The sequence below is a fragment of the Thalassospira mesophila genome (assembly GCF_002115755.1).
In the GTDB taxonomy this organism is placed as follows: domain Bacteria; phylum Pseudomonadota; class Alphaproteobacteria; order Rhodospirillales; family Thalassospiraceae; genus Thalassospira; species Thalassospira mesophila.
In genome coordinates, this window is the sequence record NZ_JFKA01000002.1 from 94,045 (window position 1) to 121,002 (window position 26,958).

The following is a 26,958-nucleotide window of genomic DNA, read 5'->3' on the forward strand; positions in this document are numbered from 1 at the left end:
ATGTCGGCAAATAACGACATTGCGTCGCTAAGTGTGCGACGACCAATCCTGATTATTGTGATTTCATTGCTGATCATTCTGGCCGGGCTGGCCGCGATGACCGGGGTGGAAATTCGCGAACTGCCCGATATTGACCGGCCTGTTGTTACCATATCGGCGACCTATACCGGCGCTTCGCCCGAAACGGTGGATACCGAAGTTACTAGCGTGATCGAAGGGGCGGCATCGCGCGTTAGCGGCGTGCAGGATATCAGCTCGACCAGCGAAGAAGGCAGTTCGCGGGTTCGTATTGAATTTTCGCCCGATGTCGAAATTAACGATGCCGCTAACGACATTCGCGAAGCCGTAAGCCGCGCACAGCGCAGCCTGCCCGACGAGGTTGACGATATTCGTGTGGTCAAGGCGGATTCCGATGCCAGCCCGATCATGCGGCTGGCCGTGGTTAGCAGCCGTTTGACCGAAGACGAGTTGGCAAATGTGGTTGAAGACCAGGTGATACCGGCCCTGTTATCAGTACCCGGTGTGGCCGAGGTGAACGAAAACGGCGACCGCGAAAAAGTGTTGCATGTGCGGGTGGACCCGCTGCGCCTTGCCAGCCACGGCTTTTCGATTGACGATATTGCCAGTGTTCTTGAAACCGCCAAATTCGATATTCCGGCCGGCAGTTTTGATTCCAATGATCAGAACCTGTTTGTGCGCGCCAACGCATCGGTGTGGAAACCCGAAGACATCAAAGCGATTTTCGTGCGCGATGGCGTGCGTTTGGGCGATGTCGCCGATATTTATTATGGCCCTGATGATGCCACATCCTATGTGCGGCTTGATGGCCGGGCGGTGATTGGCCTTGGTATTGTGCGCCAGGCGCAATCGAACACCATTTCAATTTCCAAGGGCGTGCGCGCGACCGCCGAAAAGCTCAATACCCAGCTTGACGGGGTTAACGTGCTGGTTAATTCCGACGATGCCGTTTTTATCGAAGGGGCACTGTGGGAAGTGGTTCGCAGCCTTGTGCTGGCGGTTGTGATCGTGATCGGGGTTTTGTACCTGTTTTTACGGTCCTTCACCGCAACATTAATTCCAACCGTGACCATCCCCATTGCGTTGATTGGCACGGTGGCCGCGGTCTGGATGCTGGGGTTTTCGATCAATATTCTAACCTTGCTGGCATTGGTTTTATCCACCGGCATGATTGTCGATGACGCGATTGTGGTGCTGGAAAATATCCAGCGGCGACGGCATCAGGGTTTGGGATCACTTGCCGCGGCGGTGTTGGGCACACGGCAGGTGTTTTTTGCCGTTGTTGCCACCACACTGACATTGATGTCGGTTTTTGTGCCGATTTCGTTTTTGCCCAGCACGGCGGGCCGCCTGTTTCGCGAATTTGGCTTTGTGTTGGCGGTTTCGGTGGCGATTTCGTCCTTTGTGGCGCTGTCGCTGTGCCCGCTTTTGGCATCGCGCCTGAAGCATATAGACCCGGAAGCGCCGAAAAAAGGCGATGGCAAACTTCATTTGCTGGATCGGACCGGCGACTTTTTTTTCGGGCTGTATAAACGCATTCTCGACCTGGTGCTTAAATTTCCAGTGATGACGGTGATTGCCTCGATCATTGTGGCAGTGCTGGCGATTGGGGCGTTCAAACTGGTAAAGCAGGAATTGCTGCCCGATGAAGACCGGGGCCGGTTGCTGGTGTCGCTGCGTGGGCCGGACGGTGTTGGTATTGATTATATGGACCGCCAGGTTGAAGCGGTTGAAAACATTTTGCGGCCGATTGTAAACCGGGGCGAAGCGCAGAACATTTATACCATTGTCGGGTTTCGCGATAATAACCGCGCCCTGGTTATTGCCAGTCTTTCGCCTTGGGAAGAACGCGATCGTAGCCAGCAGGAAATTACGGCATCGATCCGGGGGCAATTAAATGCCCTGCCCGGTGTGCAGGCCTTTGTCTATCAGCCCAATTCATTGGGGTTGCGTGGCAGCAGTTCGGGTGAAAGCCTGGAATTTGCCCTGACCGGGACCAATTATCACAATCTGGCGGCCAATGCCCAGGCAATGCAAAAGGAACTGGAAAAGAACTATCCCAATATTACCGGTATTCGGGTGGGGTATCAAACCACCCAGCCGCAGTTGCTGGTGAATATCGACCGGCAGCGCGCCTTTGACCTTGGCGTGTCGATTGACAGTTTGGATACCACGCTTCGCGCCATGATTGACGGCTACGAAGTGACCGATCTTTCGGTCGATGACACGACGGTGCCGGTGAAATTGCGCAGCAGTGCCGGGGCCATTAACGACCCGTCGGATCTTGATAATCTGTTTGTGCCGGGCAAAAACGGGCGGATATTGCCGCTATCATCGATCATTCATCTTGATGAAGAAGCGGTGGCATCGCAGCTGGACCGTGAAGGACAGCAACGTGCCGTAACGATAACGGCCAATATGACGCCGGGTTACACCCTGCAACAGGCGGTGATTGATATTCAAAATGCCGCCAAAACCGTGGTGCCCACCGGAACAGGTTTGCTGTTTCTGGGCGATGCGGCGGCCCTTGGCGAAACATCACATGATGTTGTGATTACGTTTCTGGTTGCCGTGCTGGTGGTGTTGCTGGTGCTGGCCGCCCAGTTTGAAAGTTTCATGTCGGCATCGGTTGTGGTGTTAACGGTGCCATTTGGTTTGGCGGCCGCCATTTTTGCGCTGGTGATCAGCCATACATCAATCAATATCTATAGCCAGATCGGGCTTGTGATGCTGGTGGGGCTGATGGCGAAAAACGGGATTCTGGTGGTGGAGTTTGCCGACCAGTTGCGCGATCAGGGAAAATCGGTGCGTGATGCCATTCATGATGCCGCCATGATCCGTTTGCGACCGATTATGATGACGATGATTTCAACCGTGCTGGGCGGGTTGCCGCTGGTTTTGGGCACGGGTGCCGGGGCCGAAGCCCGCGCTGCCATCGGCTGGGTTATTTTTGGCGGGCTGGGTTTTGCCACGGTGTTTACCCTGTTTTTAACCCCGGTTTTGTATTTGTTGCTGGCCCCGCTGGTGGCAGCCCGTGCCGATGGCGGCCAAAAACTGGAAGACGAACTGCGCATTGCCCAATCCATTCCCGACAAGGATGAATATGAAGGGAGTGCCGGGTGATGCGGATGCGTTCAGTTTTGATGTTAAGCCCGGTTTTGGGATTGTCGCTTTTGGTTCTTGCGGGCTGTGTCACCAGCGGGCCGGAATATGAAGCGCCGCAATTTGACTTAAAGGCCACCTATAGCCCACAGGTGCCACAAATAGCGGACCATAAACCCGATCTGACGCGGTGGTGGCAAAGCACATCGGACCCGGTTTTAAGCCAGTTGGTAAAAGACGGGATTAACAACAATATCGACCTTAAAATTGCCGCCAGCCGCATTGCCGAGGCCCGCGCCGTTGCCCGGGGTGTGCGCGGCGATAATGGCCCCAAGGTGACCGCATCGGGCGGGGGCAGTGCCGAACGGCAATGGTCGACCAAGGAAGATGGTAATTATCAGGATGATTTTGGCGCAAATGCGGGATTAAACCTGTCTTGGACGGCGGATTTGTGGGGCGGGCAGGCGCGCGAAGGCCAAGTGGCCGAGGCCGATATTTTGCAGCAGGTTTACCTGCGTGAAGATGTATATCGCATCGTCATTGCCGATATTATCCGGAATTACATCACGCTCCGTGGGACCCAGCAACGCCAGCTTTTGCTGCGTAATTCGCTCGATTTGCAGCGCCAGACCCGCGACATTGTTGACTTGCGCGCGCAATCTGGCCTGGCGTCTGATCTGGACCTTTCGCGCGCACGGGCCGAGGTCGCCGATATCGAGGCGACCTTGCCGGTATTGCAAACCAGCATCGACCGCTCGATCAATGCGATTGCCATTTTAACCGGTGCTCAGCCCGGCACGTATCGCGATGTATTAAGCCGGGCCGATGTTTTGCCTGAATTTGACAGCGCCCCGCCAATTGGTGTGCCCGCCGATTTGCTGCGTCGTCGCCCCGATGTGCGTGCGGCCGAACTGGGCCTGATTTCGGCAACTGCCGAAATTGGGGTGCAAACAGCAGACCTTTACCCGGAACTTACCTTGCAAGGCAGCCTGTCGATGGCGGCAACCGGGTTTGGCACCGGGCCAATTGTGCGTACCGCCCTGGCCGCGATCAGTGCGGTGATTGATGCCACCCTTTACGATGGCGGGGTGCGCAAGGCCAACATCACCGTGGCTGAAGAACGCGCCCAGCAGGCGTTTTACCAATATCGCCAAACCTTGCTGGCTGCGATCAGCGATGTTGAATCGGCAATATTTGGGTATGTCGGCGCGGTGTCGCAGCGCGACAGCCTGATATTGGCGGTCGCCCATCATCGTCAGGCGTTTGAACAATCGCGGGTGCGTTATACGCAAGGCCTGTCGAATTTCCTAGATGTGCTAGACGCCCAACGGACCCTGACCAAATCGGAACAGGATCTGGCCGATGCCCAGACCAGTCTGGAAATTGAAACCATTAATCTTTATTCCGCCGTCGGGATGGATGCCGAGCAAGTGGACAAAATGGCGGAAACAACGAACCGCGATAGCGCGCCGTTTGACCCGTTTTTTGTTACGCCAGCGCGGGCTGCCGCCCAGCGCAGCCCAACATCATCGTCCCCGGCAACACATGATGTTGCCGGGTAACGCGAAATCGACATTCGCCATTAAGGGGCGGATATCATTGGCAGCCAGACCGCCAGTGCCAGCAGCGTAACAAACAGCACCGGTGTTGTGATGACAGCGCCGACTTTCATGTAATGGCCCCAACTGATTTTGTGGCCTTTGCCCGCCAATACATGCAACCATAACAAGGTTGCAAGGCTGCCGATGGGGGTAAATTTTGGCCCCAGATCATTGCCAATGACATTGGCGTAAACCATCAGCTGTTGGGTTAATTGCGGGACATGAACCTGATCAATCGCCAGCGCGCCGATCAGGGTGGCGGGCATATTGTTCATGATCGATGCCAAAACGGCAGCGGCAAAGCCGGTGCCGATGGTGGCAACCACGTTGCCCTGTGTTCCCAGCATTGCCAGAATGCCCGATGCCCAACTGGTTAGCCACGCCTGACCCAGCCCGTAAACCACCAGATACATGCCCAGTGAAAACAGCACAATTTGCCACGGCGCATTTTTAAGAACATGTGGCAGGGAAATAACCGCTTTTTGTTTGCGGGTGAACCAGCGCCCGGCTATGGCGATCAGGATCAGCGCGGCAAGGCCCATGACTAGCGAAATGGGAATATCCCAGTGCGCGGTGACAAACAGGGCCACCAGCAAAATCGCAATAATGGGAAAGGCCGCATAAAAAACCTGATGGTCGCGAATGGCGTGGCCGGGTTTTTCCAACCGGTTCAGGGCGTAGCTTTGCGGAATATCGCGGCGGAAATACAGCCATAAAACCAGCAAGGTAGCCAGCAAGGAAACAATATCGACCGGCACCATGACCTGGGCATAACGCGAAAAACTGACATCGAAGAAATTGGCGCTGACGATATTGACCAGATTGGAAATCACCAGCGGCAAACTGGTTGAATCGGCAACAAAACCGGTGGCGATGATAAAGGCCAGTGCGGATTTTTCGCTAAATTCCAGCCGGGTTAAAATGGCAAGCACAATAGGGGTTAGCAGCAATGCCGCCCCGTCATTGGCAAAAAACGCCGAAATTGCGGCACCCAGAATGATAATGAGCGGAAATAACAACCGCCCGCTGCCCTTGCCCCAGCGGGCAATATGCAAGGCCGCCCAGGCAAAAAAGCCTGCTTCGTCCAGAATAAGCGAGATAATGATCAGCGCGACAAAGGTGAATGTCGCATCCCAGACAATATCCCAGACAATGGCGACATCGCCCCAGTTTACAACACCCAGCGCCAGGGCCACGATGGCACCGGCCATCGCACTCCAGCCAATGCCAAGGCCACGGGGTTGCCAGATCACCAGCGTAAGCGTGACCGCAAAAATCAGCAGCGCAAGCATGATTGTTCCTTGATCAGAGGGAGGGTTGATTAACCCGGCGCGAAAGTTCTTCGGCGGTTTCAACCCGTTCGGAATAACGGTCGGTCAGGTAAGGGGTGCGGTGGCGTGTCAACCAGGTGAATTTGACCAGTTCCTCGCACACATCGACAATACGGTTATAAAGCGGGGAGGGTTTCATCCGGCCATTTTCGTCAAATTCGTTAAACGCCTTGGGCACTGAAGATTGATTGGGGATGGTTACCATCCGCATCCAGCGACCAAGAATGCGCAACTGGTTGACGGTGTTAAAGCTTTGGCTGCCGCCAGAAACCTGCATGATCGCCAGTGTTTTACCCTGTGTTGGCCGCACCCCGCCCAACGATAGCGGGATCCAGTCGATTTGCGCTTTCATTACCGATGTGATGGCCCCGTGGCGTTCCGGGCTGACCCAGACCATGCCTTCGGACCATTCGGCAAGTCCGCGCAATTCATGCACCTTGGGGTGGTCGGCACCGGCATCATCGGGCAGCGGCAGGCCGGTGGGGTTAAAGGTTTTAACGTCGCAGCCAAACCATTGCAGCAAACGGGTTGCTTCCTCGGCTACCAGCCGGGAATAGGACCGGTCGCGCAATGAGCCATAAAGAACGAGGATGCGCGGCGCATGGCGGGGGCCATCGGCCCCGGCAAGGGACGAAAAATCAACCGGCTGCATGTTCGCGGCCTCGATATTGGGAAGATCGGTTAAAGCGCTGTCTGACATTATAAGGTCGGCGCGTTAAGGGAGACCGTTTCACCGTCTTCCTTGGTAAATGTTGTGATTGGGTTGGGCAAAAGGCCCAGCACCAGTTCCGACGGGCGACACAGGCGCGTGCCCATTTCGGTCACCACGATGGGCCGGTTGATCAGGATGGGGTGGGCCAGCATGGCATCAATCAGCTCGGCATCGGTTTTGCTATCATCTAGCCCCAGCGCGTCATAGGGGGTTCCTTTGCGGCGCAGCAGATCGCGCGGGGTGATGTGCATGGCGGCAATCAGTTCCACCAGCTTTTCGCGTGTTGGCGGTGTTTTTAAATATTCGATAACATGGGGTTCTTCACCGGACTGGCGCATCATGGCCAAGGTGTTGCGCGATGTGCCGCACTCGGGGTTGTGATAAATCAGCGTGATCATGTTTTCGGGTCCGTTTTACAGGAAGGGGCAGGGGATAATTCCTGCAACAGGGGGTGGCAGAGTTCGGGGTGGCCCGCACAGCAGTCATTGACCATAAAGCCCAGCATGTCGTTCATTCGGGCAAGACTGGCGCGGTAAATGATTGAGCGGCCCTGACGTTTCGAGACGATCAGCCCTGAGCGCGATAACACCCCCAGATGCGATGACATTGTGTTGTGGGGCACATCAAGCAGCCGGGCCAGCTCGCCCGCAGGCAGGCCGTCTGGTTCATTGCGCACCAGCAGACGAAAGGCGTCCAGCCGGGTGATCTGTGACAGGGCCGTAAAGGCATCAATGATTTCATTCGTGTCCATATGTCCAATAATATGGACATATGGACACGCTGGCAAGATGCTTTTTTAAAAATGCCGGTAGCACGGGAAGTTTGGCGGTTGGCCTATGTCGGGTGCAGGGATGTGGGGGCAGGTGCCGGTGCCGGTGCCGGTGGCACCGAAGGGGGCCTTAAAACTACGAACCCCGCCAACGAAAACATTGGCGGGGTTCGCATAGGGGCGAGTTTGATGGCTAAAGATTACTCGGCGTTCTTTAGCAAACTCTTAACCTGGCTATAAAGAGTCTCGGAATGGCCTGACAAATCGGACGAGAAGCTGGCAAGGCGGCCAGCCTGATCCGATGCCTGATCGGCCAGCGCATCAAGATTGCCAAGGTCGCGTGAAATGACATGCACGCCATTGGCGACTTCCTGAATATTAACCGTAATTTCCTGCGATGCCGAGCGCTGCTGTTCAACAACCGCGCCCAGATTACCGGCAATCTCCTCGTTTTCCTCGATCACGGTGCGGGTATCGCCCAGTTCGTTTACAACGCGGCTGGTATTGTCGCGAATGGCGCTGATGCGATCGGTGATTTCCCGGGTTGAACGCGCCGTTTGTGTCGCCAGCGTTTTAACTTCGTTGGCAACCACGGCAAAACCTTTGCCTGCATCACCGGCACGCGCGGCTTCGATGGTGGCATTCAGGGCCAAAAGGTTGGTCTGGCTGGCGATGTCCTGAATAATTTTCACAACCGAGCCAATTTCATCAACCGCTTCGCTTAGCTGGTTCATCACCGTCCCGGTATGGTCCATTTCCTTGACCGCGCGATTGGCGATTTCGGTTAAACGGCCGATCTGGCTGGAAATTTCGTTGATCGACTGGGTCATTTCTTCGGATGCCGAGGCAACGCGCTGGGCGGTAACGGCGGTGTTGTCTGCCGCACTGCGCACCGAACCGGAAAGATCGGCACTGGTGGCCGATGTCTGGGTGAGTTCACCCGACAGCTTTTTAAGCGCAATTGCCGAATTGCTGACTTCGCCGGAAAGATCAACGCAGCTTTTTTCCAGCGCAACTTCATCGGTGATGATGTCGGCAGAAAGGGCAAAGCCGTTGGGCGCGCCATCGTCACTTTTCATAACGGTGATGGCAATCAGGATGGTGTCTTCTTCGATGCGGACCCGGTATTCAAGCGGCAAACGGTTAAGCGAACGGCCAATATTGCGGAATTTGTCCTGTCCTAAAACCCGGTGCAGGTCGTTGATACGTTTGCCTTTGGCAGATGCTGCCACTTCGCCGCGTCCTGAATAAATCAGTTCACCAAAACCATAGGACATATAACGCACAACCCCGTCCAGGTCGCAGGCAAGCAGGCGGCTGGGAATGGCATTGAGAATATGTTTGTAAAGCAGCGCTTCTTCTTGCTGCTGGGCCTGCACCTGCGAAAGGGCGGCCTGGTTTTCGGCAATCTGGTTGCGTTTCGACAGAAACATTTTATTCCCCCTGTTAGAATCTCCGGTCGCGATAGTGTCAGCCGACCGTCTGTGTACGCTCCCCCGGAACCCCTGCCTGCTTCGTGGCATCCAAAGTCATAAATTACGTACCAGCGCCTGTATGTCGCGGGATTTTGGTCGCGATATCAATTGGAAAAGAAAAATGGGTGTGAAGACTATACCAAACAGGCGGTGTGTATGGTGAAAAATGGTCTGTTTATATATACTTTAGTACAATAAAAATGGGCGATTCCTATGCCAAAACCAACACGCGCGGTTTAAGTGTTTGTCGAATCGTTTTCGCGACGCAGTGTAAGGAGTCGCATTGCAATCGCTGCGGGGGTTTTACCGGTTACATAACGTAAACAGACCACGGTTTTAACAAACCCTGTTTATAAGCCAATGAACGATAACGTTTTTATTTTTTGGTGAGACGGTTAGGAGCAGAAAGGCAGGCAACAGGGCGGGCTTTGGTGTGGTCGCAGCAACATTTCGACCGCAATCTGTACGCGGCTTGCACACCTGTTTGCTGTAATATTTATTGCGTTGCAATATGAAGAACGTCACCCTCGATAGGGTAGGAAGATGTCTCGATGCTTCAAATTTGCGCCAAAACCCCCTAAACCATTGAAATAGAAGTTGCCCATTCCAGTCAGGAAAGAACGGGATGATACGCGATCTGTTTGCAGACCAGCCGCCGCAAAATATTTTGCCCTGTGATGGCGAGGCATGGCTGTACCGTGATGTCTTGCCAGCCACTGATGCCGACCGGGTGTTTGACCGGTTGCACGCCGCCCTGAACTGGCAACAGGAAACCGCGTTTATTATGGGGCGCGATGTGGCGGTGCCGCGTTTGACATCGTGGTATGGCGAAGTTGCCTATCGTTATAGCGGGGTTTATCACCCGGCGGCCCCGTTTCCCAAGGTGCTGGTACCCTTGCGCCAACTGGCCGAGGAAAAATCCGCCCATATGTTTAACACAGTGTTGCTCAACCTTTATCGCGACGGACGCGACAGTGTGGCGTGGCATGCCGATGATGAAGACGTGCTGGGCGAAAACCCCGTTATTGCCAGTTTGTCCTTTGGCGGGGAACGGCGTTTTCATATGCGCCATAAAATAAATGGCGAGCGGGTCAGCATTGATCTTCCCCATAACTCGTTGCTGGTTATGGCCGGGCCGACCCAGCATCACTGGGTTCATCAAATTCCCAAAACCGCCCGCCCGGTCGCACCGCGCATTAATCTTACCTTCCGCCAGACCATCGCGGATCGTCGCGGTTAGGGCGCTTTGCCTGTGGTGATGGCGCAAGTGATTATGGTGCAGGGTGTGCGCTTCCCGAGGGCTGCTTTATCAGCATCGCAGCGCAAAAAAAAATGCCCCATATAGCGGGGCGGCAGGATATCGAAGTGCAATATAAAATTGCCGGGAAAACCGCAAACACCAACCAGCGCGCGGGTGGGCAAATTGTGTATCGGCAAATTGCGAAGGGGAAAACTGCCTGTTTGAACCGGAATGAATCGATTCAATGAATGTGGTGTGGCGGTGCAAAGTGGCATCTGTCAATATCATGATGAACCGATTCAAAAAAATGTCATCGAATGTGCTATCGTTTTGTTGCAAAGCGACGATCATAAACCGGGAGAATATCGGCATATGGGCAAACGGGTTCGGTTGGTGGATGTCGCCAGGGCTGCGGGTGTATCCCAGGGAACAGCGTCGAATGCCTTTGGCAAACCGCAACTGGTGCGCGATGAATTGCGCGAAAAGATATTGGCCGTCGCCAGCGAGCTGGGCTATCGCGGGCCGCATGTTATGGCGCGCATGTTGCGCACTGGCAAGGCGGGCGCGCTGGGTGTGGTTTTCCCCGATAACCTTGAATATGCTTTTAGCGACCCGGTTGCGATCGAGCTTCTGCGTGGCATTGGTCGCGAATGTGCCCGCCAGGCGGTCAATATGATGATCATTTCGGCCGAAAACCATGAACAGGCGGTTTCGGCAGTCAACAATGCGGCGGTAGATGCGTTTTTAGTGCATTGTTATTCGGATGATAACGACATTATTTCCGCCATTCGGCGGCGTAATTTGCCCATGGTTGGCATTGATACCGACATTGTCGGGGCCACGGCGACGGTGGTGCTGGACGATTTTGAAGGGGCGGCAACTGCGGCCCGGCATTTGCTGGAATGCGGGGCGCGCAAATTTGCCATTTTGTCGCTTCAGGCCGATGAGGCAGGCCAGTTTGGCCTGATGGATGCGCGCAGGCGCGGCTCGGTCAGCCATCGGGTGGTGCGCGAACGGCTGGCGGGATATCACGCCGTGTTACGCGATGCCGGGCTATCGGTTGCCGATATTGTGCATATTGAATGTGAAAACCTGTCGGAAAATGTGCGTTCGCAGGTGGTGGCAATGATGGCCGAATTTCCCGACATAGACGGTATTCTGGCAATGTCTGATGTCATTGCCATTGGCGCTCTGGAAGGACTGGCCGATATTGGCTGTGCCGTGCCAGGCCAGGTGCGGGTGGTCGGGATTGATGGTGTTGCGCGCGGTGCCCGCACCACGCCGCCGCTAACCAGTGTAGCGCAAAATTCGGTTGAAAAAGGCCGGATTGCTGCCGAACTGGCGCTGGCGGGCGAAAATGTGGCAGAACCGGTTTTGTTAAAAACCCGGTTGCTGGTTCGTGGCAGCAGCACAGACACCCCTGCTTCTTGACAGCAGGGCGGTTGATCAACCCGCCATGCGTGCCCTGTCGTCCTTCATCAAATCGTGCTTTTATGCTTCGATAATTGCCTTCATTCGCCAATAGCGTTCGGCAACGGCGGTCAGGTGGTCTTCCATTGCCTGTTCGGCTGTGACCGGGTCGTGGGCGGCAATTGCCGCATAGATTTTTTCATGCGCCTGATATGCCGTCCGGTTGCCGTCCAGCGATTTGGCCGAAATATTACGCTGATCATCAAGCCATTCGACGACCCCGGTATAAACGGCGGTAAAAATGGGGTTGCCCCCGATTTTGGCAATCGCAATATGGAAGGCTTCGTCGCTGCGCAGGAAGGCTTCGGAATCGTCCTGGGAATCGCGATTGTCATCTAGCAATGCGCGCAAAACCTGCAAATCCTTGTCGCTGGCTTGCTGTGCGGCAATTCGGACCAGCCCGATTTCCAGTAAGGCACGCGCTTCCTGAAAATGATGGATGCCCTCGGCATCGGCAAGCAGCAGGCGCGCCACCCCCGATAAATCGTCGATCATGGCCTTGGCCGTTGGTTCTGCAACCCGCGCCTTTTCGCCGTTGCGCACCACAACCAGCCCCATGCGCGATAGCAAGGTCAGCGCCTCGCGCACGGCAGAGCGCCCGACATCGAACAACTCCATGAATTCCCGTTCGGATGGCAGCGGATCACCCGGTTTGTAATTGTCGCGAATGATGTCTTCGATTTGCAAGGCGACCTGCTCGTGCAGGCGTTGGCGCTTGACCCGACGTTCCGGCAATGCCTTGCCAGAAGCAGAAGCCGCTTCATTCATCTTCGGTTGTCTGCGTGTTTTCATATCAAACCTTCAGGTCTCTTCTTTTTGCCTGTTGACCTATCTGATAGGTCGCTGTTAGTGTACCTCAAACACCGCTGGTAAACCAGAGGGACATGCGAAAAATACAAGAAGTATGACGCAGGTAAAAAATAACACAGGAGGAATTCATGTCTAAAGAAAACCGGAACGGGTCTGTTTGGGGCGTCGGGCGGCGTCAGTTTTTAAAAGGGGCCGGGATGGCGGCGGCGGCAACCTTTGCCGCGAGCAGCTTCAGCACCCGGGCCTTTGCCGCAGCCCAGGAAGTAAAATTCGCCCATATCTTTAATGATAGCCAACCCTTCCATAAATGGGTGTTGTGGGCGTCCGATCAAATTCTTGAGAAAACCCGGGGTCGTTACAAAATCAATGTGTTCCCGTCATCCTCGCTCGGCGGCGAGGTTGAGATTTATCAAGGTTTGACCCTTGGCACGATTGATATGGGCTTTACCGGCAGCCCGACGGCCAGCCGTGCCTATGGGCCGATGGCTCTGATCAGCGGGCCTTATATGTTCCGCGATTTCGATCATTGGGCCGCCTATCGCGACAGCGACATGCGCAAACAGGTAACGGCCGAATTTAACACCCGCTCGAACCTGAATGTTGTTGGCACGGTTTATTACGGGTTACGCCATGTCACATCGAACAAGAAAATCGTCGAACCCGATGACATGAAGGGGCTGAAGCTCCGCGTTCCCAATGTGCCGCTTTACCTGCTTTTTCCGCGCTCGGTCAGTGCCAACCCGACCCCGATTGCTTTTTCCGAGGTTTATCTGGCCCTGCAACAAGGTGTGGTCGATGGTCAGGAAAACCCGTTACCAACGATTTTTGCCCAGAAATTCTATGAAGTTCAAAAGCATATCGCGCTAACCGGCCATATGATTGATACGCTGGTCGCGATGACGAGTTCTTCGTTGTGGTCGCAGCTTTCAGACGAAGACAAGCAGATATTTTCGCAGGTTTTCGATGAAGCGATGGCGAAATGCACCGACGAGGTGCGTGCCACCGAAATGTCGCTGATTAACGACTTCAAGACAAAATACAATGTTTCGGTTGATGACGTTGATCGCGAAGCCTTCCGCAAAAAGATGATCCCGGAACTGACCGGCGATAACGTGCCGTGGAGCAAGTCCGATTATGAAAAAGTGCAGTTGATCACCTGATTATGGCGGTCAATGGTGCGAGATCTTTTGGGAATGTGCCGGGGTAATGGAAATGGACGACAAAAAAAGCACGCCTGTGTCCTCGCTCCTGGAGCGGGGGCACCCCGAACCGCCATTTGCGATATCGGGTGAAACAGACGGAATGGACGCTGGTCAGGATGCGCCACAACCCCGCCTCGGGGTTGAGGATATGGTGGGGCTGGGGCTTTTCTGGGCGACCGGGGCGGTCATTTTTTTGCAGTTCTTTACCCGCTATGTCTTAAACGATTCCTTTGGCTGGACCGAGGAAATTGGCCGCTATCTTTTGATCGGCATGACCTTTATCGGGGCGGCAGCGGCGGTCAGGCGTCATGCCCATGTCAACATGACCTATTTTCATACGATTGTTGCCGCCCCGGTCCGCCGTGTGATGCACGCGCTGATTGACCTGATCAGCATCGTCATTCTTGGGGCGCTGACCTATTTCGCGATCAAGCTGGCCAATGCGATGGGCAACCAGCCCATGACGTCCATCAATATGTCGATGGGGATCGTTTATTGGGCAGTTGCTGTCGGCATTGGCGCGATGACCGTGCGGACCCTTGTTATCGCGCGCCGCAATATCAGGCAACGCTACAGCGAACGCTGAACCACGCCACGCTTTTCGGGAGACCTTCCGTTGATTATTCTTTTGTTTGCTGCGTTGGCGGTGTTCATTTTTCTGGGCTTGCCCATTGGCCTGTCATTGGCGGGATCGTCGCTGATTTATATTCTGGTTTCCGGACATATTCCGGGGCTGGTGGTTATTCACCGGATGGTCGGCGGTGTTGATTCCTTTCCCTTGCTGGCTGTGCCGTTTTTCATTCTGGCGGGTAATCTGATGAATTCGACCGGGATTACCGAGCGGATTTTTGGATTTGCAACCGCCGTCGTGGGCTGGATGCGCGGCGGGTTGGGGCATGTGAATGTCGGGGCATCGGTTTTGTTCGCCGGCATGTCAGGGGCAGCGGTTGCCGATGCCGGCGGCCTTGGGGCAATCGAGATCAAGGCGATGCGCGATGCCGGCTATGATACCGACTTTTCAATCGGGATCACCGCCTCATCCTCGACAATAGGGCCGCTTATTCCGCCCAGTTTGCCAATGGTGATTTACGGGGTTCTGGCCTCGGCCTCGATCGGGCAGCTTTTTGCCGCAGGCATGGTGCCGGGCCTTTTGATGGCCGCAGCCCTGATGGTTATGGTCGCGTGGTATGCGCGAAAGCGTGGTTATACCCCGGCCAACAAGTTTGCCTTGCGCCTTTTGGCCCATAGTTTTTCGCGCGCGTTCCTGTCGCTGATTACGCCATTGCTGATTGTGGGCGGCATTTTGCTGGGTATTTTCACCCCGACCGAAGCCGCAATTGCCGCCGTTGCCTGGGCCTTGTTTCTGGGGACCGTGGTTTATCGCAATCTGAGCTGGAAAAGCTTTGTCGCGGTCAGCCGGGAATCGATGGAAACCACCGTTGTTATTTTGTTTGTTGTCGCCAGCGCGTCGATCTTTTCGTGGATTTTGACCGAAAATCGCGTGCCCGAGCAATTTGCGCATATGATTTCGATGACGACCGACAACAAGATCGCGGTCTTGCTGCTGATCAACCTGATTTTGTTTGTGGTGGGCTGTTTCATGGAAACGGTGGCGGCAATCACAATTCTGGTGCCGGTCTTGTTGCCGCTTGCGGTTGGCGTTGGCGTGGATCCGGTGCAGTTCGGCGTGATCATGGTGCTAAATTTAATGATCGGCCTGTTAACCCCGCCAGTTGGCATGGTGCTTTATGTGCTTGCCAAGGTCTCTAACGTCACCTTCGAGCAATCGGCGCGTGCCACCATGCCCTTCCTTGTTCCGCTGTTGATCGTGCTGATGCTGGTAACTTTTGTGCCGCAATTTTCAATGTGGCTGCCAACGGCTTTGTATCGTTAGGCGCTAGTTAAAACACTTTCACTGCGTGTCATTTTGTCCTCAATTCTTTGCGTGAATTTTGCGAGGTTACCCGAACCATGTCATTTCCAATCGATCCGTCCCGTTTAACCTATCTTGGCTCAGGGCTTGAACGCCCGGAATGCGTTTTGGCCACGGCGTCGGGATCCGTCTTTGTATGTGACTGGCGCGGCGGGATCGTCCGATTGGGCGCGGATGGTCAGCAATCCTTTATTGGCGTGCCAAAAGCACCGGGCACGTCCGCGCTGTTGCCAAACGGCATTGCCCTGATGCACGACGGGTCGTTCCTTGCGGCTAATCTGGCCGATAGCGGCGGCATCTGGCGGATGACCCCGGACGGGCAGGCAACGCCTTTTATTACCGAGGCCGATGGCGAACCCCTGTTGCCGTGTAATTTTGTCGCCGTTGATGCGCAAGGCCGGATTTGGGGCACGGTTAGCACCCGGTTACAGCCACGCACGCGCGCCAATCGGCTTGATGCCGATGACGGCTTTGTTTTTGTCGCCGACCAGCACGGCACCCGGATCGTGGCGGATGGTTTCGGGTTTACCAACGAGGTCGCCATCGATCCGGCAGGGGAATGGCTTTATGTGAATGAAACGTTTGGCCGTCGCCTGACGCGGTTGGCATTGCGCGCCGATGGTACGTTAGGCACGCGCGAGGTTGTGGCAAGTTTTGGCCATGGGACCTTCCCCGATGGTTTGACCTTTGACAGTACCGGGGCGATCTGGCTGACCAGTGTGATCAGCAACCGGCTGATCCGGGTCGTCCCCGGTGAGGAGCCGCAAATTTTGCTCGAAGACAGTGATCCTGAACGGGTTGAGTTCGTCGAGGAGGAATTCCTTGCCGGTCGTTTTGGGCCTGAGCACATGTCAGAATCGCGGGGGCGTTTCCTTGCCAATGTTTCCAGCGTGGCATTTGGCGGGCCTGATTTGCGAACGGTTTATCTGGGCTGCCTTCATGACGGAAAAATTGCCAGCTTTCGCTCCCCTGTTGCCGGAATGCCGCCGGTGCATTGGCATTGGGGCTAGAGCATGTTTCCTTTAATAAGGCCCATTTTGTTTGATTTTGACGTGCCGTTTGGCAAGGCACAGCGTGCCGCGCGATGCGGCGCATCGCGCAAGCGGTGTAACGCCGCCAAATGCCGTCAAAATTAAACCCTATGGGCCCGCGCATTCTGCTGCACGGCTACGTCGAAATCCTTGTTCGTAATCCCGTTACGCCCTGCGGACTTCTCCTTGTCGAGCAGCAGAATGCGCGGGCAGAACGGGTCTTATTAAAGGAAATATGCTCTAGGATGACAGGGCTGATTTCAGGTGCTTAGGTCGCGATACCGGTAACAATTGGTGGTGTGATCCATGATCAGCCCGGTTGCCTGCAAAAACGAATAGATGATGGTGGACCCAACAAACCGCATGCCGCGTTTTTTTAGGTCTTTCGATAGCGCATCGCTAACATCGGTGGTGATCGGAACATCGTTGTGCCCAGGCCAGTGATTGATGATGGGCGCCCCGCCGACAAAGCGCCAGACATAAGCATCAAAGCTGCCAAATTCCGCGACAATTTGCAGGAATACCTTGGCATTGCCCACACTGCTGGCAACCTTCAGCCGGTTGCGAATGATGCCGGGATTGGCCAGCAGTTCGGCCTGTTTGGCATCGTCATAGGCAGCGACTTTTTGCACATCGAAGTTATCATAAGCAGCGCGGTATTGATCGCGGCGCGATAACACTGTCAGCCAGCTTAGCCCCGCCTGTGCGCCTTCCAATATCAGCATTTCAAAAAAATGCCGGTCATCATGCACCGGGCTTCCCCATTCGTGATCATGATAGGCAACATAAAACGGCTTATCGATATGGGTTAAGGCCCATTGGCAGCGTGGTGGCTCCGCCCGTGTGGCAGGTTTGTCTGCGTTTGCCAGGGGCGGGGTCTGCTTTACGCTGTCGGTCATGGTTGGCGTGCCTTGGTCGGGGGTACACAGGGGTAAACGGGGGCACAGCATAACAATATTAAGGGGCTAAAACAGGGCCAAATTCACGATTGTTCAACCCGCCAATATACAGGGCTGCTCAAATGCTGTGCAGTTGTGCGCCCGCGGGCGGGGTTGACATAAATCTGCAATCAAAATGCAACTGAATATTAAAAATTGAAACAATTTCGGCATGATAAATCCTTGGGCGGTTATTAAACAAAAAAGTCCGTATCGCCCCCATGGTCAGTGCTGAAAATTCCACCTTGCAAACCGGTTCACCGGTGATTGCGACCGGCGTTTCCCAACGTTTCGGCAGCAATACCGTGCTTAAAACCATTGATCTGCGGGTTGCACCGGGCGAAGTGGTTGCCCTTTTGGGGCCGTCGGGCTGTGGCAAGACCACATTATTGCGCCTGCTGGCCGGGTTATCGCGCCCGACCACCGGGTCAATCCATATTGGCGATCAACTGGTGGCCGATGCCCGCGGTGGTGCGTTTGTGCCGCCCGAACGCCGGTCGATTGGCATGGTGTTTCAGGATTATGCCCTGTGGCCGCATATGACAGTGGCGCAAAATGTGGGCTTTCCATTGGAAATGCAGGGCATTGGCCGGGCCGAACGCGACAGCCGCATTGCCGAGGCTTTGGGTCTGGTTGGCCTTGGTCATTTGGCTGACCGGCAACCGGGAACGTTATCGGGCGGGCAGCAGCAACGCGTGGCACTGGCGCGTGCCATTGTATCGCGTCCGCGCCTTGTTTTATTTGACGAACCCTTATCCAACCTGGATCGCGAATTGCGCGAAAGCCTGGTGGTCGATATTGCGTCTTTGCTGCGCAAACTGGGCATGACGGCGGTGTATGTCACCCATGATCATGGCGAAGCCTTTGCCATTGCCGACCGGGTGGCGATTTTGCACAGCGGTAACATTTTGCAAATCGATGCGCCGGAACAACTGGTGGGCAATCCGTCCTCGCCCATCGTTGTTGATTTTTTAAAGCTGGGGCTGGTTTTGCCTGCTGAAGTCAGCAATGGCGATCTGGTGATCCGGGGGGGGATGCATCGGTTAAGCCCGCCCGCCGGGCTGGTTAATGGCAGCCGCACGGGCGATTTGTTTTTGCCGCGTTCGGCCCTTGTCGCATCGGGCACGGGCGGCGGGGTTGCCAGCGGCAATGCGATTAGCGGTACCGTTGTTCACAGCATGTTTCGCGGTGACGGTTATGCCGTTCAAATGCGGTTTGACCACGATATTGCGCTGGAAATGTTCAGCACCACCCGCCTTGGCGAGGGCACTATTCACGACCTCGATATTTCGTGGGACCGGGCCTTTTGGTACCCGCACGAAGACGTGCAGACCCACCCTACACATAACTCGTAAAATGGGGATATCTACGATGAAAAGCTTTAAGACTGTTCTGCTGGCAGGCTTTGCCTGTCTGGCCCTTTCCGGCACGGCCATGGCGCAAAGTGTGACGGTTTACACCGCCGGTCCCGGAAGCCTGATTGAAAAGCTGGCCGCTGGTTTCAAGGATGAAAGCGGCATTGATGTAAATGTGTTTCAGGCAACCACCGGCAAGGTGATGGCCCGTCTGGAAGCTGAATCATCCAACCCGATGGCCGATGTGGTTGTTTCGGCATCGTGGAAAACCGCGACCAGCTTTGCCAAAAAAGACATGCTGCTCGATTACACCAGTGCCAACGCCAAAAACGTTCCCGACTTTCTGAAAGGTCCGGGGTATGTGGCACAGGGCATTTCGGCCCTGGCGATTGCCTGGAACCCGAAAAGTGGCACGCCGAAACCCGAAGACTGGACCGATCTGACCAAGCCGGAATATAAAGATCTGATCACGATGCCCGACCCGGCACAGTCCGGCTCGGCCTATGAACTGGTCGCCGCGCTGACATCACAGCCGGATCTGGGCTGGAAACTGTTTGATGGTTTGGCGGCAAACAAAATGATTGTTCCTGGTGCCAATGCCCAGGCGTTGAACCCGGTTTTGCAGGGTGCCAAGGCCGTTGTTTTTGGTGCGGTTGATTATATTGGTCTGGCGCAGGCGGCCAAGGGTGAGTCAATCGAAGTAGTGTTCCCGAAAAGTGGCACCGTGATTGCCCCGCGCCCGATGATGATTTTGAAAACATCGGCCCATCAGGACGAAGCTAAAAAATTCATCGATTATGTTTTGTCCGATGCCGGTCAAGCCTTGGTGGCAAAAACCCAGTTGATGCCGGCCCGTTCCGATGTCAAAGCAGATCGCCCTTTGATTGCTGATCTGAAAATTCTGGAAGTCGATCCGAAAACCGACCGTAAAGCGGTTCTCGATCACTTCGCCAAAACTTTTGGCATGGAATAAAGGCCTGTTGTGCGCCTGAAACATCTTACAGCACGGGTATTTGGCAACGGCGGCATGATATTTGCCGCCGTTGCCCCTGTTTTGGCCGTATTGGTGGCGTTTCCGCTGCTTTTTGTCATTTTGCAGGCTGTTTTTCCCGATATTGCACGGGGCATTTTTGCCAACCCGTTTTCGCGGTTTGTTGAAACCCTGTTTGACAAACATCTGTTCCACTGGACGCTGAACACCTTGATGCTGGGTGGCAGCGTGGTGCTGGTTTCGGCCCTTGTCGCCGTGCCTTTGGGGGTTTTACGCGGCCTGTTTCGCATTCCCTTTGCCGGGCTGTGGGATGTGGTGTTTCTGGTGCCCTTTACCATCCCGCCCTATATTGCCGCCCTTGGCTGGATCATGGCGTTGCAGCCACGCGGCTATCTGGAACAGATAACCGGCATTAATTTCGGCGGTTTTCTTTTTTCATTCTGGGGCGTCGTGTTTGTTATGACGCTGAATGTTTTTCCCGTTGTTTATTTTGCTGTGTCGCGCATGGTGGCGTCCATTGGCGGGCGCTACCTTGAGGCGGCCCGTGTGGCGGGCTGCCCGCCGATGCGGTCCTTTTGGCGCATTACGCTGCCGCTGACCACGCCTGCTATTGCCGCCAGTCTGCTTCTGGTTTTTGCCATGGCGATTGAAGAATTTGGCACCCCGGCGGCCCTGGCGGCGCGCAGCGGTTTTTTGGTGCTGGTGACTGGCATTGAACAACGCCTGTCGGATTATCCAATTGATTTGCCCGGTGCGTCGTTATTGTCGGTTATTCTGGTTTTAATCGCGATGGTGGCATTTATGGTGCAAAACCGCATTGTTTCGCGCCGCGATTTTCAAACCGTTTCGGGCAAACCCGGAGCCATGCGACCGGCTGAACTGGGCGCATGGCGGATACCGGTGGTGGTATTTTTTGCCGTGATTGGCTTTTTGAGCGCGGCAATGCCAATCCTGTCGGTGGTTTTAACGGCCTCCACCCGGACCATTTCCGGCGGATTGGCGGCAGATAACTTTTCGACCGATAATTTCGCCGAAATTTTTGCCAATTCCGGCGGCGCGATGGAAGCCCTGGGCACCAGCCTGTTACTGGGGCTGGGTGCTGCGTTAATTACCGGCATATTGGGCACCATGACCGCCTATGTCGTGGTGCGTCAGCGCACGGTTTCATCGCGCATCCTCGATTTTTTAACCCTGATGCCCAACACCATTCCCGGTGTTGTGGTTGCCGTGGGGCTTATCCTGGCGTGGAACCAGCCGTGGTTGCCGATAACGCCTTATAATACCATTGGCATTCTGGTTCTGGCCTATTGCTGTTTGTTGCTGCCCTATCCGGTGCGTTATGCCAATGCGGCCCTGCGCCAGGTTAGTGTCAGCCTGGAAGATGCGGCACGGGTGGCCGGGGCCGGGGGCATAAAGGTGTTTTTCCGCATTTTAATGCCGCTGATATTTCCCAGTATTCTCGCGGCGATGTTGCTGGTTTTTGCGGTGGCAGCACGCGAACTGGTGGCAACCATTTTGCTGGCCCCGATTGGCACAAAAACCGTGGCGTTGTTTATCTGGCGGCAATTTGAACAGGGATCGGTTGGTATGGGCATGGCAATGAGCGTGATGGCAATTGCCATAACCATGACCATTCCCGTTGCGGTGGCGATCTGGGCGCGCAAACAGGGCCGCTTGTTCTGATTTTTGATTGGAAATACAGGGAAAATTGACCAAATCCGCCCGTTTAGGTGGCTTGGCGCTTGCGCCAGTGTGTCCTTGTCATTACTTTCGCGGTGAATTGGTTTGCGTCACCCATACGGGCCCGACAACAAGAAGGAGCGGTAATGCAGTCTGTCCTGATGCTGATAAGCACAGTTATCAGCCTTTATATCTGGTGTCTGATTCTTCAGGCGATCCTGAGCTGGCTGGTAGCATTTAACGTCATCAACACCAGTAACCGTTTCGTCTATATGGTCGGGGATTTTCTGTATCGTATTACCGAGCCTGCCTTGCGGCCGATCCGGGCGATTTTGCCCAATATGGGTGGCATTGACCTGTCGCCGATCGTGCTGATTTTGCTGCTGAGCTTTATTAAAAGCCTGATGTTCGAATTGCTTGCCCCGTTGATCTATTAACGGTTCCTTTTCGATGCTGGCAACGGCCCGCTGATCATGGCAAAATTCGCATTTGAAATTCTGCCAGATGGCAAGGGTGTCAGGCTTTATCTTCGGTTGACACCCAAGGCATCGCGCAACGGCATTGGCGGATCGCAGCAAGATGCGGACGGGCAGAACCGCCTGAAGGCCACCGTGACAACCGTGCCGGAAAACGGCAAAGCAAACGACGCGCTGGTCAAGCTGCTGGCAAAAACGGCCAAATGGCCCAAATCAGCCATTGCCATTGTCAGTGGTCAGACCGACCGGAACAAGGTGCTGGTCATTTCTGGCGATGCACAGCAGATCGTAGCGCAAATCAATCAATGGACGGGCGAGGATTAGACATGAGCAGTGCAAAAATTATTGATGGCAAAGCATTTGCTGCAAAACTGCGCGGCGATATCGCCAGCGAAGTTGCCAAGCTGAAAGCCGAACACGGCGTTGTTCCCGGTTTGGCGGTTGTTTTGGTGGGGGAAGACCCGGCCAGCGAGGTTTATGTGCGCAACAAGGGCAAACAAACCCTTGAATGCGGTATGAATTCCTATGAACACAAACTTCCGGCGGCAACCAGCCAGGAAGATTTGCTGGCAATTATTACCCAGTTAAATAACGACCCCAAGGTGCATGGCATTTTGTGCCAGTTGCCCGTCCCCAAACATATTGATGAAAACGCCGTTCTCGCCGCAATTGACCCGGCCAAGGATGTGGATGGTTTTCACATTATCAATGCCGGTGCGCTGGCAACCGGCGGCGATGGTATTGCCCCTTGCACGCCTTATGGCTGCCTGATGTTGCTTAAAGATACGCTGGGTGATTTGTCGGGCAAACGCGCGGTTGTTGTGGGCCGGTCCAATATTGTTGGCAAGCCGATGGCGCAGTTGCTGTTGAAAGAAAACTGCACCGTGACCATCGCCCATTCGCGCACCCGCGATTTGGCCGAAGAAGTACGCCGTGCCGATATCGTGATTGCCGCTGTGGGCCGCCCCAACATGATTACCGGCGACTGGATCGCCAAGGGGGCGACTGTGATTGATGTGGGCATTAACCGCATTGAAGGCGAAAACGGCAAAATGAAACTGGTGGGCGATGTTGACTTTGCCAGCGCGGTTGAGGTTGCCGGTGCCATTACACCGGTTCCCGGTGGTGTCGGCCCGATGACCATTGCCTGCTTGCTCAATAACACCCTGATCGCAGCGTGTCGCGCCAATGGCGTGACGCCGCCCAAGCTGGGTTTTGGCGGCTGATAAGAGTTATTACGATTTTTGAGGCGGGCAGCGGTGCCCGCCTTTTTTTATGGTCGCGCGGAAGAACAAAAACGGAAAAGCTCCTGCCAAAATTGTCAGTGCGGTGTGGTAGCATTGGCTCAAGTAATTGATCGCAGGATCGAAATAAGAATTGTTTGGGGATGCCATGCCTGATGTGAGTGCGATAAAACCCGTTTCGATTTCGGCCAAACAGGCGCGTCATCTGGCGTTGGCCGGGCAGGGCTTTGAGACGCCAGACCCGGACCGAGCTGTAGATCGCCGCCGGATTATGAAGATGATCCGCAAGTCCAACATGCTGCAAATTGACAGCGTGAATGTGCTTAGCCGCGCGCATTATATGCCGGTATTTTCCCGCCTTGGCATTTATGACCGTGAATTGCTGGACCAGCTTAGCTGGGGCACGGCAAAGCAACGTAAACTGTTTGAATATTGGGGCCATGAGGCATCGTTGATCCCGGTCGAGGATTACCCGCTTTATCGCTGGCGGATGGAAGATGCCCTGCGCGGCGAGGGCATGTGGGGCCGCATGGCGCGGATTGCGCGCGAAGAACCCGATTTTGTTGCCAGTTTGCTGCGCCATCTGGAGCGCGAAGGAACGACTGCCGCCAGCGCACTTAATGAAGAACCCCGCGAAGGCGGCAGCCAGTGGTGGGGCTGGACCAAGGCCAAAACGGCGATGGAATATCTGTTTTGGAGCGGGCAGGTGATGGCGCGCAAACGGCGCAGTTCGTTTGAACGTGAATACGATTTGCCCCATCGTATTATTGGCGATGCTGCCTACGCGCCGACATTGCCGCGCGATGTGGCCCAGCGGGCATTGATTGCCCGGGGCATTGTTGCAATGGGTGTTGCCACGACTGCCGATATACGAAAATATTTCCGCCTGCCCAACGAGGATGCCAAGGCACGGGTGGCCGAAATGGTTGAAAATGGCGATCTGGTTCCGGCCTCGGTCGAGGGGTGGGCGCAGCCGGGCTTTATCGCACCTGATGCCAAAATACGGCGTCGGTCAGCGCCCAGCGCCCTGATGGTGCCGTTTGACCCTGTGATGTGGGAACGCGACCGGGTGGAGCGCATCTTTGGTTTTAATTACCGGATCGAAATTTATACCCCGGCGGAAAAGCGCCAGTTTGGCTATTACGTGCTGCCGTTTATGCACAATGGCGAATTTGTCGCCCGTGTGGATTTGAAAGCCGACCGGCAGGCAAAAGTATTGCGGGTGTTTTCGGCCCATGCTGAACAAGGTTGTGACAGCGATGATGTGGCAGCATCGCTAATGGTGCATTTGCATCAACTCGCCCGGTTCCTTGATATGGAAGGTGTGGAGGTAACGCAAATGAACGGGTTTTCCAAACGCCTTGCCGCACAAGGGGCATTGGCGTAATACCAGATCTCAATGAGGATGACCCATGGAGGTCTGGTTAGGCGCGACTGCGCCGCGCGGCCTGTGCCGCGAAAGGCAAGGGCTTCGTAGAAGCCCGCCCGACGACTGAGGGCTGCATTGATCGGTTTCGATCAGTGCAGGTTGGCATAAGTCGATGCCACCGGTTTGCTTTGTTTGGGCCGGGCGGTTGTTTGGTGCGTCGCTGTTAAAAGCGAACGGGGCGTAGGTCCCACAACCACGCCCCGTTCATCCGTTGTTTTGGCCCGATCACTAATGAGTTTCAGGACCGTGATCGTCGGCTAAACCTGCCTCCTTACCAGCAGGAATAGCCCCCATCAGCCAAAACAATGGAACCGGTCATCAGGCTTGCGGCATCAGATGCCAGAAACAAAACAACAGACCCGATTTCGTGGGTTTCACCCAGGCGTGCCATCGGCGTGCCACTGATCCAGGCGTTGTACATTTCCGGCTTTGATTTGACAAATTCGTTCAACGGCGTTGCGATATAGGTCGGTGCAACCGCGTTTACACGAACACCACGGCCCCCCCATTCGGCGGCCAATGATTTGGTCAGGTGATGAACGCCTGCCTTTGATGCGTTGTAATAGGCCTGTTCCTGCGGCTTGTTGACGATAAAGCCCGACATGGAACCGATATTGACGATGGCACCGCGTTTTTTGTCCAGCATCTGTTTGCCAAACTCGCGGCAGCACCAGAACGTGCCGTTCAGGTTAACGTCAATCACGTTGCGCCAATGTTCATCTTCCACGGTTTCTGCCGGGGTTTCTGAACGGGCAATCCCGGCATTATTGACAAGAATGTCAATGCCGCCATGTTCCGCCTGTTTGGCCGCACTGGTGCGAACCTGGTCGGGGTTGGTGACATCCATCAGGTCGATGCTGGCATCGTAACCTTTGGATTTCAGGTAGTCGCGGCCTTCTTCGGCAACTTCTGCACTGATGTCGCCGATAACCACATGTGCCCCTGCCTCGGCAAGTGCCTCGCAGCAGGAAAGACCGATGGCACGGCCACCCCCTGTGACATAGGCGCGGCGTCCGGTCAGATCGAACATTTTCAGATACATTTTGATCTCGCAGTTTGCTCAGTGGGAAAATAGGCTTCCGGCCGGATTTTGCTTGTGTTACCGGCCGAAAGTCCGGATTTGTACCAGCCCTAATTCGAAATGGCGTTGCCGCTTGCATCGAAGCGGTGAATGCGTTCGGGGTCCGGCGTTAACCAGACGCGGTCATTTCCACTTAGCGGCACTTCGCCGGTGGCACGGACCGTCATCGGGCCAATATTGTCTGCATTGACATGCAAATAGGTTTCAGCGCCCAGATGTTCGGCAATCTTGACGGTTGCGGCAATTTCGCCCTGCTCAGTGCTCAGCAGCAAATGTTCAGGGCGGACACCGACACAGGCGCAATTGCGGGCCCTGGCGTAATCGCCTTCAATGAAATTCATTTTGGGCGATCCGATAAAGCCAGCGACAAATTTATTGGCAGGTTTGGCGTAAAGATCCATCGGCTTGCCAACCTGTTCAACCCGGCCCGCTTGCAAAACCACGATTTTGTCGGCCATGGTCATGGCTTCGACCTGGTCGTGGGTTACATAGATCATGGTGGTTTTCAGTTCCTGATGCAGCCCGGTAATTTCAAGGCGCATATTCACCCGCAGCGAGGCATCAAGGTTTGAAAGCGGTTCGTCAAACAGGAAGGCGGCCGGGTTACGCACAATTGCACGGCCAATTGCCACACGCTGGCGCTGCCCGCCCGAAAGCGCACCCGGACGACGTTCAAGATAGTCGGTCAGGTTCAGGATGCCAGCAGCATTGCGGACTTTTTCGTCGATAACGGCCTTGGGTTCGCCAGCCATTTTAAGGCCAAAGGCGATGTTGTTATAAACGGTCATATGCGGATAAAGCGCATAGGACTGAAACACCATCGACAAGCCGCGTTTGGCCGGCGATTCATTGACCATGTCAACATCGTTGATCAGGATCTTGCCGGCGGTCACATCTTCCAGCCCGGCAATCAGGCGCAGTAATGTGGATTTGCCACAGCCCGACGGGCCGACAAATACAACAAACTCGCCATCATTAATTTCAAGATCAACACCGGGAATAACGTCGATATTCCCGAAGGTTTTCTTGACATTTTCCAGTCGGATTGCACCCATTGTGGTGTTCCTTCC

At 55.0% G+C, this 26,958-nt stretch carries 24 protein-coding genes; 15 read left to right on the plus strand and 9 right to left on the minus strand.

Annotation, left to right across the window (positions count from 1 at the left end):
* Together TMES_RS04795 and TMES_RS04800 are read left to right on the plus strand one after the other, a co-directional pair.
* Positions 1 to 3,141, plus strand: a complete 3,141-nt coding sequence (locus TMES_RS04795) for an efflux RND transporter permease subunit (RefSeq protein ID WP_085580072.1) — start codon at positions 1 to 3, stop codon at positions 3,139 to 3,141.
* Positions 3,141 to 4,682, plus strand: coding sequence for an efflux transporter outer membrane subunit (locus tag TMES_RS04800; protein WP_245835213.1), 1,542 nt, complete (start codon positions 3,141 to 3,143; stop codon positions 4,680 to 4,682). The genes TMES_RS04795 and TMES_RS04800 overlap by 1 nt, the downstream gene beginning before the upstream one ends.
* Before the next feature lie 20 nt (positions 4,683 to 4,702).
* Here TMES_RS04800 and TMES_RS04805 read toward each other — a convergent pair whose 3' ends face one another.
* From TMES_RS04805 to TMES_RS04830, 5 genes are all read right to left on the minus strand, one after another.
* Positions 4,703 to 6,013 (minus strand): arsenic transporter, encoded by a 1,311-nt coding sequence (locus tag TMES_RS04805; protein ID WP_085580074.1) that lies wholly within the window; start codon positions 6,011 to 6,013, stop codon positions 4,703 to 4,705.
* Between the two features lie 13 nt (positions 6,014 to 6,026).
* Positions 6,027 to 6,752 (minus strand): arsenical resistance protein ArsH, encoded by a 726-nt coding sequence (arsH, locus tag TMES_RS04810; protein WP_085580076.1) that lies wholly within the window; start codon positions 6,750 to 6,752, stop codon positions 6,027 to 6,029.
* The gene (gene arsC / locus TMES_RS04815; RefSeq protein WP_085580078.1) at positions 6,752 to 7,162 is read right to left on the minus strand and encodes an arsenate reductase (glutaredoxin); all 411 of its coding nucleotides are present in this window, start codon (positions 7,160 to 7,162) and stop codon (positions 6,752 to 6,754) included. The genes arsH and arsC overlap by 1 nt, the downstream gene beginning before the upstream one ends.
* Entirely contained in the window at positions 7,159 to 7,515 is a 357-nt protein-coding gene (locus TMES_RS04820) for an ArsR/SmtB family transcription factor (protein ID WP_085580080.1), read from the minus strand. The genes arsC and TMES_RS04820 overlap by 4 nt, the downstream gene beginning before the upstream one ends.
* Before the next feature lie 218 nt (positions 7,516 to 7,733).
* Complete coding sequence (locus tag TMES_RS04830; RefSeq protein ID WP_158091192.1) at positions 7,734 to 8,966, minus strand: methyl-accepting chemotaxis protein; 1,233 nt, start codon at positions 8,964 to 8,966, stop codon at positions 7,734 to 7,736.
* 667 nt (positions 8,967 to 9,633) lie between these two features.
* Between TMES_RS04830 and TMES_RS04835 the strand changes: the two genes are divergently transcribed.
* Both TMES_RS04835 and TMES_RS04845 read left to right on the plus strand, forming a co-directional pair.
* The gene (locus TMES_RS04835) at positions 9,634 to 10,248 is read left to right on the plus strand and encodes an alpha-ketoglutarate-dependent dioxygenase AlkB family protein (RefSeq protein WP_085580086.1); all 615 of its coding nucleotides are present in this window, start codon (positions 9,634 to 9,636) and stop codon (positions 10,246 to 10,248) included.
* 372 nt (positions 10,249 to 10,620) lie between these two features.
* Positions 10,621 to 11,679, plus strand: a complete 1,059-nt coding sequence (locus tag TMES_RS04845; RefSeq protein WP_085581155.1) for a LacI family DNA-binding transcriptional regulator — start codon at positions 10,621 to 10,623, stop codon at positions 11,677 to 11,679.
* A 60-nt stretch (positions 11,680 to 11,739) separates the two neighbouring features.
* Here the strand turns inward: TMES_RS04845 and TMES_RS04850 are convergent, their stop codons facing one another.
* Complete coding sequence (locus TMES_RS04850) at positions 11,740 to 12,510, minus strand: FCD domain-containing protein (RefSeq protein WP_143589540.1); 771 nt, start codon at positions 12,508 to 12,510, stop codon at positions 11,740 to 11,742.
* 146 nt (positions 12,511 to 12,656) lie between these two features.
* Between TMES_RS04850 and TMES_RS04855 the strand changes: the two genes are divergently transcribed.
* The 4 genes from TMES_RS04855 to TMES_RS04870 all read left to right on the plus strand — a co-directional run bounded on the left by TMES_RS04855 (position 12,657) and on the right by TMES_RS04870 (position 16,673).
* On the plus strand, positions 12,657 to 13,688 hold the full coding sequence (locus TMES_RS04855) for a sialic acid TRAP transporter substrate-binding protein SiaP (protein WP_085580092.1): 1,032 nt from the start codon (positions 12,657 to 12,659) through the stop codon (positions 13,686 to 13,688).
* Between the two features lie 52 nt (positions 13,689 to 13,740).
* Positions 13,741 to 14,316: a TRAP transporter small permease gene (locus TMES_RS04860; RefSeq protein WP_158091193.1), complete on the plus strand. Its 576-nt coding sequence runs from the start codon at positions 13,741 to 13,743 to the stop codon at positions 14,314 to 14,316.
* Between the two features lie 30 nt (positions 14,317 to 14,346).
* Positions 14,347 to 15,624: a TRAP transporter large permease gene (locus TMES_RS04865; RefSeq protein WP_169718834.1), complete on the plus strand. Its 1,278-nt coding sequence runs from the start codon at positions 14,347 to 14,349 to the stop codon at positions 15,622 to 15,624.
* A 77-nt stretch (positions 15,625 to 15,701) separates the two neighbouring features.
* Positions 15,702 to 16,673 carry an SMP-30/gluconolactonase/LRE family protein gene (locus TMES_RS04870; RefSeq protein WP_085580096.1) on the plus strand — a complete coding sequence of 324 codons (972 nt, stop codon included), beginning with the start codon at positions 15,702 to 15,704 and terminating at the stop codon, positions 16,671 to 16,673.
* Between the two features lie 281 nt (positions 16,674 to 16,954).
* Here TMES_RS04870 and TMES_RS04875 read toward each other — a convergent pair whose 3' ends face one another.
* Entirely contained in the window at positions 16,955 to 17,593 is a 639-nt protein-coding gene (locus tag TMES_RS04875) for a DNA-3-methyladenine glycosylase I (RefSeq protein ID WP_085580098.1), read from the minus strand.
* A gap of 260 nt (positions 17,594 to 17,853) precedes the next feature.
* On the opposite strand from TMES_RS04875, the gene TMES_RS04880 reads away from it, so the two are divergent.
* The 7 genes from TMES_RS04880 to TMES_RS04910 all read left to right on the plus strand — a co-directional run bounded on the left by TMES_RS04880 (position 17,854) and on the right by TMES_RS04910 (position 24,765).
* The gene (locus TMES_RS04880; protein WP_085580100.1) at positions 17,854 to 18,987 is read left to right on the plus strand and encodes an ABC transporter ATP-binding protein; all 1,134 of its coding nucleotides are present in this window, start codon (positions 17,854 to 17,856) and stop codon (positions 18,985 to 18,987) included.
* 16 nt (positions 18,988 to 19,003) lie between these two features.
* Positions 19,004 to 19,960 (plus strand): ABC transporter substrate-binding protein, encoded by a 957-nt coding sequence (locus TMES_RS04885; RefSeq protein ID WP_085580102.1) that lies wholly within the window; start codon positions 19,004 to 19,006, stop codon positions 19,958 to 19,960.
* A gap of 9 nt (positions 19,961 to 19,969) precedes the next feature.
* Positions 19,970 to 21,661 carry an ABC transporter permease gene (locus TMES_RS04890; RefSeq protein ID WP_211275873.1) on the plus strand — a complete coding sequence of 564 codons (1,692 nt, stop codon included), beginning with the start codon at positions 19,970 to 19,972 and terminating at the stop codon, positions 21,659 to 21,661.
* Between the two features lie 143 nt (positions 21,662 to 21,804).
* Entirely contained in the window at positions 21,805 to 22,095 is a 291-nt protein-coding gene (locus TMES_RS04895; protein WP_085580104.1) for a YggT family protein, read from the plus strand.
* 36 nt (positions 22,096 to 22,131) lie between these two features.
* A complete protein-coding gene (locus tag TMES_RS04900; protein ID WP_085580106.1) occupies positions 22,132 to 22,458 on the plus strand; it encodes a DUF167 domain-containing protein in 327 nt (108 codons plus the stop codon).
* Between the two features lie 2 nt (positions 22,459 to 22,460).
* Positions 22,461 to 23,360: a bifunctional methylenetetrahydrofolate dehydrogenase/methenyltetrahydrofolate cyclohydrolase FolD gene (folD, locus tag TMES_RS04905; RefSeq protein ID WP_085580108.1), complete on the plus strand. Its 900-nt coding sequence runs from the start codon at positions 22,461 to 22,463 to the stop codon at positions 23,358 to 23,360.
* 166 nt (positions 23,361 to 23,526) lie between these two features.
* A complete protein-coding gene (locus TMES_RS04910) occupies positions 23,527 to 24,765 on the plus strand; it encodes a winged helix-turn-helix domain-containing protein (protein ID WP_085581161.1) in 1,239 nt (412 codons plus the stop codon).
* 313 nt (positions 24,766 to 25,078) lie between these two features.
* Here TMES_RS04910 and TMES_RS04915 read toward each other — a convergent pair whose 3' ends face one another.
* Both TMES_RS04915 and TMES_RS04920 read right to left on the minus strand, forming a co-directional pair.
* A complete protein-coding gene (locus TMES_RS04915; protein ID WP_085580110.1) occupies positions 25,079 to 25,849 on the minus strand; it encodes an SDR family NAD(P)-dependent oxidoreductase in 771 nt (256 codons plus the stop codon).
* An 89-nt stretch (positions 25,850 to 25,938) separates the two neighbouring features.
* The gene (locus tag TMES_RS04920) at positions 25,939 to 26,943 is read right to left on the minus strand and encodes an ABC transporter ATP-binding protein (RefSeq protein ID WP_085580112.1); all 1,005 of its coding nucleotides are present in this window, start codon (positions 26,941 to 26,943) and stop codon (positions 25,939 to 25,941) included.
* Positions 26,944 to 26,958: the final 15 nt, after the last annotated feature.

What these genes read in the sequence shown, in the direction of transcription:
- TMES_RS04795 (WP_085580072.1), top strand. Translation starts at nt 1, where the DNA reads ATGTCGGCAAATAACGACATTGCGTCGCTAAGTGTGCGACGACCAATC.
- TMES_RS04800 (WP_245835213.1), top strand. Translation starts at nt 3,141, where the DNA reads ATGCGGATGCGTTCAGTTTTGATGTTAAGCCCGGTTTTGGGATTGTCG.
- TMES_RS04805 (WP_085580074.1), bottom strand. Translation starts at nt 6,013, where the DNA reads ATGCTTGCGCTGCTGATTTTTGCGGTCACGCTTACGCTGGTGATCTGG.
- arsH (WP_085580076.1), bottom strand. Translation starts at nt 6,752, where the DNA reads ATGTCAGACAGCGCTTTAACCGATCTTCCCAATATCGAGGCCGCGAAC.
- arsC (WP_085580078.1), bottom strand. Translation starts at nt 7,162, where the DNA reads ATGATCACGCTGATTTATCACAACCCCGAGTGCGGCACATCGCGCAAC.
- TMES_RS04820 (WP_085580080.1), bottom strand. Translation starts at nt 7,515, where the DNA reads ATGGACACGAATGAAATCATTGATGCCTTTACGGCCCTGTCACAGATC.
- TMES_RS04830 (WP_158091192.1), bottom strand. Translation starts at nt 8,966, where the DNA reads ATGTTTCTGTCGAAACGCAACCAGATTGCCGAAAACCAGGCCGCCCTT.
- TMES_RS04835 (WP_085580086.1), top strand. Translation starts at nt 9,634, where the DNA reads ATGATACGCGATCTGTTTGCAGACCAGCCGCCGCAAAATATTTTGCCC.
- TMES_RS04845 (WP_085581155.1), top strand. Translation starts at nt 10,621, where the DNA reads ATGGGCAAACGGGTTCGGTTGGTGGATGTCGCCAGGGCTGCGGGTGTA.
- TMES_RS04850 (WP_143589540.1), bottom strand. Translation starts at nt 12,510, where the DNA reads ATGAAAACACGCAGACAACCGAAGATGAATGAAGCGGCTTCTGCTTCT.
- TMES_RS04855 (WP_085580092.1), top strand. Translation starts at nt 12,657, where the DNA reads ATGTCTAAAGAAAACCGGAACGGGTCTGTTTGGGGCGTCGGGCGGCGT.
- TMES_RS04860 (WP_158091193.1), top strand. Translation starts at nt 13,741, where the DNA reads ATGGACGACAAAAAAAGCACGCCTGTGTCCTCGCTCCTGGAGCGGGGG.
- TMES_RS04870 (WP_085580096.1), top strand. Translation starts at nt 15,702, where the DNA reads ATGTCATTTCCAATCGATCCGTCCCGTTTAACCTATCTTGGCTCAGGG.
- TMES_RS04875 (WP_085580098.1), bottom strand. Translation starts at nt 17,593, where the DNA reads ATGACCGACAGCGTAAAGCAGACCCCGCCCCTGGCAAACGCAGACAAA.
- TMES_RS04880 (WP_085580100.1), top strand. Translation starts at nt 17,854, where the DNA reads ATGGTCAGTGCTGAAAATTCCACCTTGCAAACCGGTTCACCGGTGATT.
- TMES_RS04885 (WP_085580102.1), top strand. Translation starts at nt 19,004, where the DNA reads ATGAAAAGCTTTAAGACTGTTCTGCTGGCAGGCTTTGCCTGTCTGGCC.
- TMES_RS04895 (WP_085580104.1), top strand. Translation starts at nt 21,805, where the DNA reads ATGCAGTCTGTCCTGATGCTGATAAGCACAGTTATCAGCCTTTATATC.
- TMES_RS04900 (WP_085580106.1), top strand. Translation starts at nt 22,132, where the DNA reads ATGGCAAAATTCGCATTTGAAATTCTGCCAGATGGCAAGGGTGTCAGG.
- folD (WP_085580108.1), top strand. Translation starts at nt 22,461, where the DNA reads ATGAGCAGTGCAAAAATTATTGATGGCAAAGCATTTGCTGCAAAACTG.
- TMES_RS04910 (WP_085581161.1), top strand. Translation starts at nt 23,527, where the DNA reads ATGCCTGATGTGAGTGCGATAAAACCCGTTTCGATTTCGGCCAAACAG.
- TMES_RS04915 (WP_085580110.1), bottom strand. Translation starts at nt 25,849, where the DNA reads ATGTATCTGAAAATGTTCGATCTGACCGGACGCCGCGCCTATGTCACA.
- TMES_RS04920 (WP_085580112.1), bottom strand. Translation starts at nt 26,943, where the DNA reads ATGGGTGCAATCCGACTGGAAAATGTCAAGAAAACCTTCGGGAATATC.